This window comes from Pseudomonas sp. 18175 (assembly GCF_050432925.1).
GTDB lineage: Bacteria > Pseudomonadota > Gammaproteobacteria > Pseudomonadales > Pseudomonadaceae > Aquipseudomonas.
This window is the reverse complement of record NZ_JBKFTO010000011.1, coordinates 184,524-198,950: the sequence shown is the minus strand read 5'-3', so window position 1 is coordinate 198,950 and position 14,427 is coordinate 184,524. Positions and strand designations below refer to the sequence as shown.

The window sequence follows — 14,427 nt, the reverse complement described above, 5'->3', positions numbered from 1 at the left end:
ACGTAGGTTCGACCTGGCAGCGGAGCGGTAAGGGACCCACGTATGCATCGGGTCGCCAAGCTGGGGGGAGAAATCGAAGCCCCCGTCCGCTCCGCCAGTTGCGAGAAGGCGCATCCTTGGATGCGCCTTTCTTATATCCGTACTCTACCCACGCTCCACGGTTGCCAATTTTTGAAGTTCAACCGTTTCTGGGGGACGCATGCTGCAAAATATCAGGGACAATTCACAAGGCTGGATTGCCAAGACCATTATCGGGATCATCGTCGCATTGATGGCGTTCACCGGTATCGAAGCTATTTTCCAGGCTTCGGGTAATAACAAGCAGGACGTGGCCAAGGTCAACGGTGAAGAAATCACCCAGACCGAGCTGAGCCAAGCCGTCGACATGCAACGTCGCCAGTTGATGCAACAACTGGGCAAGGATTTCGATGCTTCCCTGTTGGACGAAAAACTGTTGCGCGAAGCGGCCCTCAAGGGCCTGATCGATCGCAAGCTGCTGCTGCAAGGCGCCGCCGATTCCAAGTTTGGCTTCTCTGAAGCGGCACTGGACCAGGTGATCCTGCAGACGCCGGAATTCCAGGTAGACGGCAAGTTCAACGCCGAACGCTTTGACCAGGTGATCCGCCAGTTGGGCTATAGCCGTATGCAATTCCGTCAGATGATGACCCAGGAAATGCTGATCGGCCAAGTTCGCGCAGGTATCGCTGGCAGCGGCTTTGTCACCGACGCCGAGGTGCTGGCATTCGCCCGTCTGGAAAAACAGACCCGCGACTTCGCCACCGTCAACGTCAAGGCCGACCCTGCGGCGGTGAAAATCACCGACGACGAGGTCAAGGCCTACTACGACCAGCACGCCAAAGAGTTCATGACCCCGGACCGCGTCGTCATTGATTACTTGGAACTGAAGAAGTCCTCCTTCTTCGACCAGGTCAGCGTCAAGGACGAAGAGCTGCAGGCTGCCTATCAGAAAGAAACCGCCAACCTCGCTGAACAGCGTCGTGCGGCGCACATCCTGATTGAAGTCAACGACAAGGTCACCGACGCCCAAGCCAAGGCCAAGATCGAAGAGATTCAGGCGCGTCTGGCCAAAGGCGAGAAGTTCGAAGCCTTGGCCAAGGAGTTCTCCCAGGATCCAGGTTCGGCCAACAGTGGCGGCGACCTAGGTTTTGCTGGCCCAGGCGTCTACGACCCGGACTTCGAAACGGCGTTGTACGCATTGAACAAGGACCAGGTTTCGGCACCCGTGCGCAGCGCCTTCGGTTGGCACCTGATCAAGCTGTTGGGCGTTGAAGCACCGCAAGTGCCGACGTTTGCCAGCCTGAAAGACAAGCTGACCCGCGAACTCAAGACCCAACAGGTTGAGCAGCGTTATGTCGAGGCGACCAAGCAATTGGAAGATGCGGCATTCGAAGCCTCTGACCTGGCCCAGCCCGCGTCTGACCTGAAGCTGACCGTGCACACCTCCGCGCCGTTTGGCCGTGAAGGTGGCGAAGGTGTTGCGGCCAACCGTGCCGTGGTCACCGCTGCGTTCAGTCCGGAAGTGCTGGATGAGGGGGCCAACAGCTCCGCCATTGAGCTGGACCCGGAAACCATCATCGTGCTGCGTGCCAAAGAGCACTTGAAGCCAGCGCAATTGCCTCTGGAAAACGTCGCCGCGGCGATCCGTACCCAGATGGCCAAGGAACGTGCGAGTGCGGCTGCCAAGGCGCACGCTGATGAGTTGATCGCCAGTCTGCGTGATGGCAAGACCCCGTTGAATCAGCCGGTTGACGGTCAGGCATGGAAGGTCACTAAAGCCGCTACCCGTAACCAGGAAGCGATCGACCCTGCCGTGCTGCAAGCCCTGTTCCGCATGCCCAAGCCTGCGGCCAAGGACAAGCCGACCTTCACCACCGTGACCTTGCGTGACGGTAGCCTGGTGGTCGTGCGCTTGGACGGCGTCAACGAAGCGGCGGCTCCAACGGACGAAGAAAAGGCGCAAATCCGCCGCTTCCTCGCTTCCCGTGTGGGCCAGCAGGACTTCGCGGCGTACCGCAAGCAGTTGGAAAGCAAGGCTGACATCAAGAAGTACTGATGTCGGTTTGAGTAAAAAGCCCCCGGCCTGAAAAGACCGGGGGCTTTTTTATGGGCGTTTGCTCAGGGCCAGCGCCATCAACAACACCACGGCCCAGGGAAATGCAATCACCCCCCAGCCTTGCAGCAACAAGCCACCCGCCAACCCGCCGCCGGCGATACCCAGGTTCCACACCGTCACGAGCATCGACTGCGCCGCATCCGCCGAGTCACCGGCGGCCTTGGCCAGGGCGGTTTGCAGCAGTGCCGGCAGGCCACCGAACGCCAACCCCCAAGCGGCTACAGCGATGTAGATCACCAGAGGCGAAGTGATCCAGAGCGCCAGTGCCAGGGCCAGCACGCCAAACAGTGCGCAACTGATCAACACCAATACGCGCAGCCAGCGGTCGATCAACAGCCCCACCAGCCAGATACTGACTAACGCCGCCAGGCCAAACACCAGCAACACCCGGTCGATATCGGCTGCGATGCCGGCGGGCACCAGCATCGGTGCAATGTAGGTGTACAAGATGTTATGGGCCAGCACGTAGGTAAAGGTCACCCACAACACTGGACGAATACCGGGCAGGGTCAGGACTTGGCGCAGGGCCAGGCGCTTCTCAGAAGGCTGGCCGGCAAAGTCCGGCAGCAGCCAGCGTGCCCAGATCAGCAGCACCAGGGTCAGGCCACTCATGATCGCGAAGCTCAGGCGCCAGCCTACAGCCGTACCCAGGAAAGTTCCGGCGGGTACGCCCAGCGACAAGGCCAGCGGCGCCCCCAGCATCGCCACTGCAATCGCCCGGCCTTGCAGGTGTGGCGCCACCATTCGGCTGGCGTAACCGGCAAGCAACGCCCAGAGCAATCCGGCGAATACCCCGGCAAAAAAACGCGCCACCAGGGTCAGCCCGTAGTGATTGGAGAGGGCGGTCACACTGTTGACCAAGGCAAAGCCACCGATGGCAAGTAACAGCAAGGGGCGTCTGCGCCAGCCACGGGTCAGCAGGGTCAAGGGGATGGCCGCCAGCAATGAGCCCAGGGCGTAGAGGGTGACCAGTTGGCCCACCATCGCGGGCGACACACCGAGGCCTTCGCCCATCTGGGGCAGCAGCCCGGCAGGCATGGCTTCGGTAAGGATGGTGATGAAACCGGCGCAGGCCAGGGCCAGCAGGCCGCCCAAGGGCAGCCTGTCCGGGGAGTCGCTAACAAGTGAAGTCATGACGCTATATCCATGCAAAGGGGCAAGGGTGCAGGGTAGGGGGCTGTGGTCAGCGGAAAAACAGGCTAAGGTTCCGAACTTATCGGACACCAGTGTCCGCAATGCAGGGTGACATGATGGACAGTCTGGGCAGCCTCTCCGTATTTGTGCAGGTCGCAGAGACGCGCAGCTTCACGACGGCCGGGCGGGTACTGGGGGTATCGTCCTCGGCGGTGGGCAAAAGCATCGCCCGTATGGAGGCCCGCCTTGGTGTGCGTTTGTTTCATCGCAGCACGCGCAGCATTACGTTAACCACTGAAGGCGCGCTTTTCCTTGAGCGTTCGCGGCGTATCCTGGCCGAAGTCGAAGCGGCTGAACGCGAGCTGATCGAAGCCAGTGCCGCGCCACGGGGTAAGCTGCGCATCAGCGTGCCACAAGTGCGTGGCTTGTTGATGCCGGTGCTCAGTGACTTTATGCGCGCCTATCCGGACATTGAATTGGATGTGGATTTTTCCGACCGCATGGTGGACGTGATCGAGGAAGGTTTCGATGCGGTCATTCGCACCGGCAAGCCGGAAGATTCGCGCTTGATGGCCCGTCACTTGGGGCACTATCAATTGGTGCTGGTGGGTACGCCCGACTACTTCCATCAGCACGGCACGCCACAGCATCCCGAGCACTTGAACGCCCACGCTTGCCTGCGCCATAAGTTCTGCGCCACGGGCAAGCTGGAGCCTTGGCCGTTGCGTCTGGCACCGGGGGCAGCGGAACCGGTATTGCGCACCCCATTGGTCAGCACCACTATCGAGTCCCTCAACCACGTGGTGCACGAGGGGCTGGGCATTGCCTGCCTGCCGGATTACATGGTCAACCAGGCCGTGACGCAGGGGCATTTACAGCGGGTCTTGGATGATTACCTGGAGCACCGGGGCAGTTTCTGGATGCTCTGGCCATCAAGTCGCCATGCCTCGGTTAAATTGCGCGTGTTTATTGATCATATGTGCGCAGGGCTTTTTCCTACTGCTGCCGGTGCGTAGGCCTGTGACGTTTTACCGACAGGAATGCGCGCGCCAAGGCCTCGTTCTGTTGCACAATACCGCCCGGACCGTTTTCCTCAGGATTTTCAATGTCGACATCATTTCACTTGCGTAGCCTCGGGCTGGCGCTGGTGCTGGCGGGCGCCGCGGGCTGCTCGTCACCCAAGACCGCTATTTATGAACATGAGAATTTCGACGACTCCGGCACGTTTTCCCGGGATTACCCGGTCAGTGATGTGGCCGCGTGCGAAGCTGCACGCCGTGCCCTGCTGAGCCAGGGCTACATCATCACCAGCAATGATCCGAAACTGGTGGTGGGTAACAAGAGTTTCCAGCAGACCGGCGAGAGCCATCTGCAGATCAGCTTCAACGTGGTGTGTGCCGATGATGGCAAGGGCACCAACCACTCGACGATGTTCGCCAACGCCTTGCAGGATCGTTATGCGCTGAAGAAGGTCAACAACTCCGCGAGCCTGGGTGTGGGTGTGCTGGGTTCGGTGTCGATGCCGATCGGCTCCACCGATGACTCGATGGTGAAGGTGGCGAGCGAGACAGTTTCGGCGCCCAAATTCTACGAGCGTTACTTTGCGCTGGTGGACGTGTTCTTGCCGCAAGAGGTGAAGAAGGCCGAGCATATTCCCGAGCAGCCGAAGGCTGAACTGGGTGTGCCGGAGCCTAAAGTCGCCCCGGCCGCCGACAAGGTCGAGGCACCGAAAGAGGAGCCTGCGGTTTCCGAGCCGGTAGCGCCACCGGCCGAACCTGCGCCCATTGCGCCCCAGGAAACACCGGCCACCGCGCCCGCAACGAGCAACCCGGACCTGCCGGCACCGACAGAAGCGATTCCACCTCTGCCGACGCCTGCGCAGTAAATCAGACCGTTACGGGGTCGGTCTTGTCGGCATTGATCCCGTAGCGCCTGATCGCCTCACTGACTTTATCGCGGCTGATCACGCCGTCATCCGCCAGGGCTTTCAAGGCCGCCAGTGCGATGAAATGGCGGTCCACCTCAAAGAACGCCCGCAAGGTTTCCCGTGTGTCCGACTGCCCGAAACCATCGGTGCCCAGTGCGACAAAGCGACGGCCTGGCACGAACGGGCGGATCTGGTCGGCGAACAGCTTCATGTAGTCGGTTGCGACGACGACCGGCCCGGTGTGGCCGCTCAGGCTTCGCTCCACATAACTGACTCGCGGCGTTTGTTCCGGGTGCAGCAGGTTCCAGCGTTCAACCTCATGACCTTCGCGGCGCAGCTCAGTGAGGCTGGTCACGCTCCACACATCGCTGTGGACGGCGAAGTCATTCAACAGCAGTTCTGCGGCGGCCATCACTTCGCGCAAAATCGAGCCACTGCCCATCAATTGCACCTGGGCCTGCTTGCCCTTGCTCAGCGGGTACAGGCCCTTGAGGATCCCATCCTCTGCGCCTTCGGGCATGGCCGGGTGCGGGTAGTTTTCGTTGAGCAAGGTGATGTAGTAGTAAATGTCCTCTTGTTCGACATACATCCTTCGCATGCCTTCGCGAATAATCACCGCCAGCTCGTAGGAAAACGTCGGGTCGTAAGACACGCAGCACGGAATCACCGACGACAGGATATGGCTGTGGCCATCGTCGTGCTGCAAGCCTTCGCCCATCAGCGTGGTCCGCCCGGCCGTGGCCCCCAGCAGGAAGCCCCGTGCCCGCGCATCACCCGCTGCCCAGGCCAGGTCGCCGACGCGCTGGAAGCCGAACATTGAATAGAAGATGTAGAACGGCACGGTCATCAGGCCGTGGTTGGCGTAGGACGTACTCGCCGCAATCCATGAGGAAATGGCGCCGGATTCATTCAGGCCTTCCTGCATGATCTGTCCGTCCTTGCTCTCCTTGTAGTAGCTCAGTTGCCCGGCGTCCTGCGGGGTATAGAGCTGGCCGACGGCGGAGTGGATGCCGATCTGGCGGAACAGGCTTTCCATACCAAAAGTGCGCGATTCGTCCGGCACGATGGGTACGATCAGCTTGCCCAGGTGCGGGTCCTTGAGCAGGGTGCCGAGGATGCGCACAAAGGCCATGGTGGTGGAAATGGAGCGCTCGCCGGTGTCCTTGAGTTGGGTGCTGAAGGCCGACAGCTCGGGAATCTGCAACGACTCGACGGCACTGTGGCGCGCCGGCACATAGCCGCCCAGCGCTTGACGGCGTGCTGCGAAATAGCGGGCTTCTTCGCTGTCGGCAGCAGGTTTGATGTAGGGGATTTCTGCAAGCTGCTCGTCAGCCACTTCCAGGCCGAAGCGGTCGCGGAAGGCCCTCACGGCGTCGGCGCCCATTTTCTTCAGTTGGTGGTTGATGTTCTGGCCTTCGCCGGCCTCGCCCATGCCGAAACCCTTGACGGTCTTTGCCAGGATCACCGTGGGTTGGCCACTGTGGCGCACCGCCGCGGCGTAAGCGTTGTAGACCTTGTCCGGGTCATGCCCGCCTCGTGAGAGTTTCCAGATATCGTCGTCGGACATGTCCGCAACCAGTGCGAGCAACTCGGGGTATTTGCCGAAGAAATGTTCACGCACATAGGCGCCGTTCTGGGACTTGTAGTTCTGATAGTCGCCGTCCACGCATTCCATCATGCGTTGGCGCAGCAGGCCGCTGGTGTCCTTGTCCAGCAACGCATCCCAGCCGCCACCCCAGATCACCTTGATCACGTTCCAGCCGGCGGCGCGGTACAGGCTTTCGAACTCCTGGATCACCTTGGCGTTGCCGCGTACCGGGCCGTCCAGGCGTTGCAGGTTGCAGTTGACCACAAAGATCAGGTTGTCGAGCTTCTCGCGGCCGGCCAGGGAGATGGCGGCCAGGGATTCGGGCTGGTCCATTTCGCCATCGCCGAGGAACGCCCAGACCTTGCGGCCCTGGTGCTGCTTGAGGTCGCGAAATTCCAGGTAGCGCATAAAGCGCGCCTGGTAGGCGGCGGTGATCGGCCCTAGGCCCATGGAAACCGTAGGAAATTGCCAGAAGTCCGGCATCAACCGAGGATGCGGGTAGGAAGAAATACCGTCGCCACCGGCTTCGCGACGGAAGTTGTCGAGCTGTGCTTCGCTGATGCGGCCTTCAAGGTAGGCGCGGCCGTAGATGCCGGGGGAGGAATGGCCCTGGATATACACCAGGTCGCCGTCGAAGCTGTCGGTCCGCCCACGGAAGAAATGGTCGAAGCCTACGTCGTAGAGCACGGCGGCTGACGCATAGGTGGCGATATGCCCACCGACGCCTGAGTGTTTGCCTGCGCGCAGCACCATGGCCATGGCGTTCCAGCGAATGTACGCGTTGGTGCGGCGCTCAATGGCCAGGTTGCCGGGGTAGGGCAGTTGGCGGTCCACCGGGATGGTGTTGACGTAGGGAGTGGTGACCCGCCCGTAGAAATCGCCATGGCGCGCAACGTCGAAATCCAGCAACTGATCGATCAGGTAGTGGGCACGCGGGCGGCCTTCGGTTGACAGCACCGATTCGATGGACTCCAGCCACTCGCGGGTTTCCTGTGGGTCGTCGTCGCGTCTGACTGCGTTGTTCGGGGTCATGTGAGGCTCCAGGGTAGGCAGGTTTCAAGTGGCGGGTTCCTTGTGGGAATGCCGTCAATGTAATTGCAGTTGCAACTACATGGCCGAATCTAGCGCGGGATGAGCTACTATTGCAACCTTCTTGAAATCCGCCGGATGGTGTTGCATGTCGTCGAAAGAGCCTGATGTATGGTTCCGTTTTGTCAGGGCCCACAGGACCGTCATCCGTGAAATCGAACGGCGCCTGGCCGCCGCAGACTTGCCGCCGTATGCCTGGTACGACGCGCTGTGGGGCCTGGAAAGCGGCCCCGATGGCACCCGCCGCATGCACGAATTGGCCGATGTGTTGGCCATCGAGCGCTACAACCTCACGCGGCTGGTAGACCGCCTGGAAAAGGACGGCCTGGTGGTGCGTTCACGCGCTGACGGCGATGGCCGTGGGGCGTTTGCCACGATCACTGATGCGGGCAAGGTGTTGCGTAAAAAGATGTGGGAAATCTACGAAAGCACGGTAGATGAGGTGTTTTTGTCACAGATCGAGCCCGAGCAGCGCCAAGGGTTTGCCGATGTATTGGAGCGTGCAGCGGGGATGGCCATGCGCAGTCGAAGCAAGGCCTGAAGAACGGTGGAGATCCTTGTGGGAGCGGGCTTGCTCGCGAAGACGGAGTGTCAGAAAAGGATGTGTTGACTGACCCACCGCTTTCGCGAGCAAGCCCGCTCCCACATTTTTGATTGCATTCCAATTCATGGNCCCCCCCCCCCCCCCCCCCCCCCCCCCCCCCCCCCCCCCCCCCCCCCCCCCCCCCCCCCCCCCCCCCCCCCCCCCCCCCCCCCCCCCCCCCCCCCCCCGCTCCCACATTTTTGATTGCATTCCAATTCATGGCAGTGGGTAGCGGGCCATTGCTGTTTCCAGTTGCCGTGTACCGATACGCCCTTCATCTGCCAACGCCCGCAACGCCGCCACCACAATCCAATACCGACTCGGCGCCGACCCCAGCGCGACGAACCTGGCATCCACGTACGCCGCCAGTTGATCAACAATCGGCTGCGGATAACCCGTGACGGCTATCACCGGTGCCTCACTCCCCGCCAGGCATTCACGCACATGGCAACCGCGCTTGGGCTCGGTGGGATGCAACCGGTTCCAGCGCTCAGCGGCGGCCGCCTCGCGGGCCAGTCGCGTATAGCTGGGGCAACTCCACACCTGCGCAGTTACGTTCCAGTCCTGTTCCAACAGCCGCGCGGCATGCAGGACTTCTTCCAGGGCCTGGCCCGCGCCAAGCAATCGAACATCGGCTGTGCGTTCGCCCTGAATCGGGTACATGCCTTTTAGCGCAGCTGCATGGTGCCGCTTATTCATTGGCCTTGGGCGCTCATGATCATGCAGCGCCAGGTAGTAAAACCCCGGCTGGCCGTCGATGTACAAGCTGCGCAACCCTGCCAGCACAATCGCCCGGGCTTCCTCGCCACTGGCGGGGTCGTAGGGCGTACAGCGAGGGTTAGTCGCAAGCCACAGGGGCAGCGACGGTTGCGCGCCCTTGGGCCAGGGGGAAGGACGGTTCTCGATGTCGTTGCACAGAATGCCGCGCTGGGCGGTAGCGTCCGATAGCGCACACAGCTGCGCCGACGAGGCTGCACTGTGCAGGTACAGCATCGGTTTTTCTGAGGTGTTGCGCGCGAACCAACTCGGCCAACCGCCCACGCGTCGAGAGTTAGATTGGCCGCGAATGACCCAAGCCTGCCGGCTGGATTCCAGGGTATTGGCGATGGTCATCACCGTATACAGCGGTGAGCTGCGCGAATCGTGCGCATGGCGCAAAGCATCGAGGCAGAGCTGTGCGGCGTGGGCGGTGGAGGCGGGCATGGGTCGAATCCCCTGATAACGGATGCCCTTACCCTAATGGAAATACTCATGTGATTGCAATTGCAATCAATAGCGAAATCCCAGATGCTAAATTGCCATAACGCTGCTACGTTTAATCTTAGAGTGCAGGAACGTCATGGCGCCGACATTTTTTCGTCATAACGGCACTTTAGGCTGGCTGTGCAGGTCAGTTGACTGCAGCCGCTTTTAACTTAGAGAAGAAGGAGTCCACGATGGACGATTATCAGGAAGAACTGCTTGAGTACCACGCGATTGAGCTGGACCCGCTGGAACCTGCAGATGACGCAACAGAGCTGTAAGACCGACTTCAGGCGGAATGCCGCTGACTGCGGCGAAATTCCCCTGGGGTCTGGTTGTTCCATCGCCTGAATGCCCGTTGAAACGCCTGGGCTGAGGCAAAACCGAGCAAGTAGGCGATCTCGCCGAATGCCAGTTCCGTATCACGAATGTAGGTCATGGCCAGGTCGCGGCGGGTATCGTTGAGAATTGCGCGGAACTGAGTGCCTTCGTCGGCCAGTTTGCGTCGCAGTGTCCAGGTTGGCAGCTTCAAGCGTGCCGCCACTTCTTCCAGGTCGGGTTCCCGGCCACCATTGAGCATCGGCCCGAGCAACCGGGTAATGCGCTCGCGCAGGCTGCGGGTGCGGGTCAACTGCTCCAATTCCCTTTCACACAGCTGCAACAACAGGTTCCAGGTACTCGGGCAATGCTGTGGGTTGCGCAGCGCCAGGGCGTTTTGGTTCAAACGCAGTTGGTTGGCTTCGGCGCCGAAGTGAATGTCGCCGAGCATGCTGTATTGCTCGCTGTAGTCCGGTGCTTCAAATTCGATCTCGATGCGCTGCGCCTGCACCGGCTGCTGCGCCACGGCCGACAATTGAAACAGCCAACCGGCGATGATCGAGTCCACCACAAAGCGGTTGTAGGCGTTGTACGGGCTGATGGAATAGAACCGCAGCCAGGCGCCTTCGGCATCCTCGTGGAAACGCGATTGGCCGCGATAGTTGGAACCGTACAACGCTTCAAAGCGAGTGAGCGCCCGCGCGGCTTCACGCACATTCGGCGCCTGGGCCGCGGTGACACCCGCGAGGCCAGCCTGGCTCAAGCGGCTGAGCTGGCCCATGCGCAGGCCCAGGCCAGCGTCGCCAGTGAGTTGGATGGCCGCATGGCCCAGGCGCATGTAGCGTGGGATCGACAAGCGTGCACCGGCCTCGGCGAGTCGCGCCGGGTCCAGGCCGTATTGCAGCAGCAGCGGCTGTGGGTCCAGGCCGTGGCTTTGGATAGCATCCGCCAGGGTGTGCACGAAGCCTACCGACAGATCCCCCAGCCGCACCGGCTTCACAGCCAGAGATTCAACAAACGTGCGCCACGGGCTTCGCCATCGGCGCTGATCTGCCCGTTGCTGCTGAGAAAGCTATGCCCGCCAGTGCCCAGGTCCCAGAACTGCCCGCGCAGGAATACGCTCATGCCAGCGCTGGCTTGGCTGATGGGCTGTTGGCTGATCAGGGTGAGCCGGCGCCAGGCTTCGCCTTCGCTGAGTTCCTCGGGTTTGAGGCTGATTTCCGGCGGGGTGGACACGCTTTTGAAGCCGCGCCAAGGCCGGTCCCAGGTGTCGCGGCCAAGCACGAAGGCCGGCACGGCGATCAATTGCGCGCCTTGCTCGTTGAGTTTGCGGTAGTTGTCCGGGTACCAGCTGTCACTGCCCACCAGCACGCCCAGGCGCCCGGCCGGGGTGTCGACCACGTTGACGACAGTCTCGTCGCCGGGTGCGATAAAACCGCGTTCATCGTAGATCGGGTAGAGCTGGCGCTGGGGCTGGCCTACCGGCACACCGTCAGCGTTGAACACCAGGCTGGCGTTGAACAGCGCGCCATGGCCGACCTGCAGTTGCCCTTGGCTCACACTCGGGTTGGGCAGGGCGATGGAGCCGGCCACCAGGGTGATACCGAATTCCTTGGCGAGGCCGCCGAACAGCACTTGGTAATCGCGCGCCATGTCGGCGGCTTTCATGCGCAGGTAGGCGTCGTCAGTACGGTTCTCGCCGGTGGCGCTGACCCAGGCGCGGGCAAAGCGCAGTGGGTTGCTGGCCGACAGCCAGTTCATCGCGTCCTTGGCGTGCAAGGCCTGGTACACCTCGTTTTTTTCGCCCTTGAGCATCAGCCAGGTGCCGATATGTTCCGGCAGCACCACGATGGTCTTGTCGTTGACCAACCCCTGGTCCCGGGCTTTTTGCAGGTAGGCCGCGAGTTTCAGGTGCAGGCGTTCCAGGCTCTGGTAGTCGGCGGGAAACAGCTCGGGCTGGATGCCCAGCAAGTTGCCTCGATCGGCGGGCAAGCCTTCGTTGACGGCGAGGGTAATGCGCAGGTCCGACAGGTAGTGCGCCACGGGGCGCTCCTGGGTCCAGACCAGATACGCGGCGGTGGCGGCAACCAGGGCCAGGGTGACGGTTAACGCTAGAAGTTTACGCATGGGGCAACAGACAACAGACCGTGTGCGGGGTTCGACGACTAGGGTAGGGCCCATCCATCGCGTTGCCAAGGGGCACTGCGCATTTGGATCAATAACTTGTCAGTTTCGGTCATTGAGCCTTCATCCATCGCCTCTTAGTCTGTGGGACATAAACCGATGGCACGCCGTTCGAGCGCGCCACGTCCCGTGATGATCCGTTGTGGAGCTTGACCATGACCGCTGTTGCCTACCCGCACCTGCTGGCCCCGTTGGACCTGGGTTTTACCACCTTGCGCAATCGTACCCTGATGGGCTCGATGCACACCGGCCTGGAAGAAAAACCCGGCGGTTTCGAGCGCATGGCGGCCTACTTTGCCGAGCGCGCCCGTGGCGGCGTGGGGCTGATGGTCACCGGCGGCATTGGCCCGAACGATGAGGGTGGGGTGTACGCCGGTGCGGCCAAGCTCACCACCGACGAAGAAGCGCAAAAGCACAAGATCGTGACCCAGGCCGTGCACGAGGCGGGCGGCAAGATCTGCATGCAGATCCTCCACGCTGGCCGTTATGCCTACAGCCCCAAGCAGGTAGCGCCCAGCGCGATTCAGGCGCCGATCAACCCGTTCAAGCCCAAGGAACTGGACGAAGAGGGCATCGAAAAGCAGATCCAGGATTTCGTCACCTGCTCGCTGCTGGCCCAGGTCGCCGAGTATGACGGCGTGGAAATCATGGGTTCCGAAGGTTACTTCATCAACCAGTTCCTCGCCGCCCACACCAACCATCGCACTGACCGTTGGGGCGGTAGCTATGAAAACCGCATGCGCCTGGCCGTGGAAATCGTGCGTCGGGTGCGTGAGGCCGTCGGCCCGAATTTCATCATTATCTTCCGCTTGTCGATGCTTGACCTGGTGGAAGGCGGCAGCACCTGGGAAGAGATCGTGCAGTTGGCCAAGGCGATCGAAGGCGCTGGCGCGACCATCATTAACACCGGCATCGGCTGGCACGAGGCGCGCATCCCGACCATTGCCACCAAAGTGCCCCGTGGCGCGTTCAGCAAAGTCACCGCCAAGTTGCGCGGTGCGGTGCAGATTCCGCTGATCACCACCAACCGTATCAACACCCCGGAAATTGCCGAGCAGATCCTGGCCGAAGGCGACGCGGACATGGTGTCCATGGCGCGGCCATTTCTCGCCGACCCGGAATTCGTCAACAAGGCTGCCGCTGGGCGCGCCGATGAAATCAACACCTGCATCGGTTGCAACCAGGCCTGCCTGGACCACACCTTTGGCGGCAAATTGACCACCTGTTTGGTCAACCCACGGGCGTGCTACGAGACTGAACTGAACTACTTGCCGGTCAAGCAGATCAAGAAAATTGCCGTGGTCGGCGCCGGTCCTGCGGGCCTGGCCGCCGCTACGGTTGCCGCTGAACGTGGTCACCAAGTGACCCTGTTCGATTCGGCCAGCGAGATCGGCGGCCAGTTCAATATCGCCAAGCGTGTGCCGGGTAAAGAGGAGTTCTTCGAAACCCTGCGCTACTTCAAGCGCAAATTGCAGACCACCCATGTGGAGCTGTGCCTCAATACCCGTGTGGGCGTCGAGCAGTTGAAGGCGGGCGGTTACGACGAAATCATCCTGGCCACCGGCATTGCGCCACGCACCCCGGCGATCCCAGGCATCGAGAACGCCAAGGTGTTGAGCTACCTGGACGTGATCCTGGAACGCAAACCTGTCGGCAAACGCGTTGCAGTGATCGGCGCGGGCGGCATTGGTTTTGACGTGTCGGAGTTCCTCGTTCACCAAGGCGTGTCCACCAGCCTGGACCGCGAAGCCTTCTGGAAAGAATGGGGCATCGACACCCAACTGCAAGCCCGTGGGGGCGTGGCCGGTATCAAGCCTGAACCTCACGCCCCGGCACGTGAAGTGTTCTTGCTGCAACGTAAAACCTCCAAGGTCGGCGACGGCCTGGGCAAGACCACCGGTTGGATTCACCGCACCGGTTTGAAGAACAAGCGGGTGCAGATGCTCAACAGCGTCGAGTACCTGAAGATCGACGATCAAGGCCTGCATATTCGCATCGGCGCCGAGGGCGAGCCTCAGGTGCTGGCGGTGGACAACATCGTCATCTGCGCCGGCCAGGACCCACTGCGCGAACTGCAGGATGGCCTGGTCGCGGCAGGGCAGAACGTGCACTTGATCGGTGGCGCCGATGTGGCGGCCGAGCTGGATGCCAAGCGCGCCATCAACCAGGGCTCGCGACTGGCCGCCGCACTGTAAGGCGACATAAACTACGGGCCCTTTGCACCCAGA

Annotated in this window: 10 protein-coding genes; 5 read left to right on the top strand and 5 right to left on the bottom strand. The window is 61.5% G+C overall.

What is annotated here, in order from left to right:
* Window positions 1-199 precede the first annotated feature (199 nt).
* Window positions 200-2,074 carry a SurA N-terminal domain-containing protein gene (locus ACLD1Y_RS17100; RefSeq protein WP_429479076.1) on the top strand — a complete coding sequence of 625 codons (1,875 nt, stop codon included), beginning with the start codon at window positions 200-202 and terminating at the stop codon, window positions 2,072-2,074.
* 48 nt (window positions 2,075-2,122) lie between these two features.
* Here the strand turns inward: ACLD1Y_RS17100 and ACLD1Y_RS17095 are convergent, their stop codons facing one another.
* Window positions 2,123-3,268, bottom strand: a complete 1,146-nt coding sequence (locus ACLD1Y_RS17095; RefSeq protein WP_429479075.1) for an MFS transporter — start codon at window positions 3,266-3,268, stop codon at window positions 2,123-2,125.
* A 116-nt stretch (window positions 3,269-3,384) separates the two neighbouring features.
* Between ACLD1Y_RS17095 and ACLD1Y_RS17090 the strand changes: the two genes are divergently transcribed.
* Window positions 3,385-4,284, top strand: a complete 900-nt coding sequence (locus tag ACLD1Y_RS17090; protein WP_429479103.1) for a LysR family transcriptional regulator — start codon at window positions 3,385-3,387, stop codon at window positions 4,282-4,284.
* An 89-nt stretch (window positions 4,285-4,373) separates the two neighbouring features.
* A complete protein-coding gene (locus ACLD1Y_RS17085; protein ID WP_429479074.1) occupies window positions 4,374-5,153 on the top strand; it encodes a DUF2242 domain-containing protein in 780 nt (259 codons plus the stop codon).
* Between the two features lies 1 nt (window position 5,154).
* On the opposite strand, the gene aceE is transcribed toward ACLD1Y_RS17085, so the two are convergent.
* On the bottom strand, window positions 5,155-7,815 hold the full coding sequence (gene aceE / locus ACLD1Y_RS17080) for a pyruvate dehydrogenase (acetyl-transferring), homodimeric type (RefSeq protein ID WP_429479073.1): 2,661 nt from the start codon (window positions 7,813-7,815) through the stop codon (window positions 5,155-5,157).
* A gap of 145 nt (window positions 7,816-7,960) precedes the next feature.
* On the opposite strand from aceE, the gene ACLD1Y_RS17075 reads away from it, so the two are divergent.
* Complete coding sequence (locus ACLD1Y_RS17075) at window positions 7,961-8,413, top strand: MarR family winged helix-turn-helix transcriptional regulator (protein ID WP_429479072.1); 453 nt, start codon at window positions 7,961-7,963, stop codon at window positions 8,411-8,413.
* Window positions 8,414-8,671: 258 nt separating this feature from the next.
* Here ACLD1Y_RS17075 and ACLD1Y_RS17070 read toward each other — a convergent pair whose 3' ends face one another.
* From ACLD1Y_RS17070 to ACLD1Y_RS17060, 3 genes are all read right to left on the bottom strand, one after another.
* Complete coding sequence (locus tag ACLD1Y_RS17070) at window positions 8,672-9,658, bottom strand: transketolase-like TK C-terminal-containing protein (protein WP_429479071.1); 987 nt, start codon at window positions 9,656-9,658, stop codon at window positions 8,672-8,674.
* A gap of 328 nt (window positions 9,659-9,986) precedes the next feature.
* Window positions 9,987-11,015, bottom strand: coding sequence for an AraC family transcriptional regulator (locus tag ACLD1Y_RS17065; protein WP_429479070.1), 1,029 nt, complete (start codon window positions 11,013-11,015; stop codon window positions 9,987-9,989).
* A complete protein-coding gene (locus ACLD1Y_RS17060) occupies window positions 11,012-12,142 on the bottom strand; it encodes a carbon-nitrogen hydrolase family protein (protein WP_429479069.1) in 1,131 nt (376 codons plus the stop codon). The genes ACLD1Y_RS17065 and ACLD1Y_RS17060 overlap by 4 nt, the downstream gene beginning before the upstream one ends.
* 212 nt (window positions 12,143-12,354) lie before the next feature.
* Here ACLD1Y_RS17060 and ACLD1Y_RS17055 point away from each other — a divergent pair, with 212 nt between their 5' ends.
* Window positions 12,355-14,394 carry an FAD-dependent oxidoreductase gene (locus ACLD1Y_RS17055; RefSeq protein ID WP_429479068.1) on the top strand — a complete coding sequence of 680 codons (2,040 nt, stop codon included), beginning with the start codon at window positions 12,355-12,357 and terminating at the stop codon, window positions 14,392-14,394.
* Window positions 14,395-14,427: the final 33 nt, after the last annotated feature.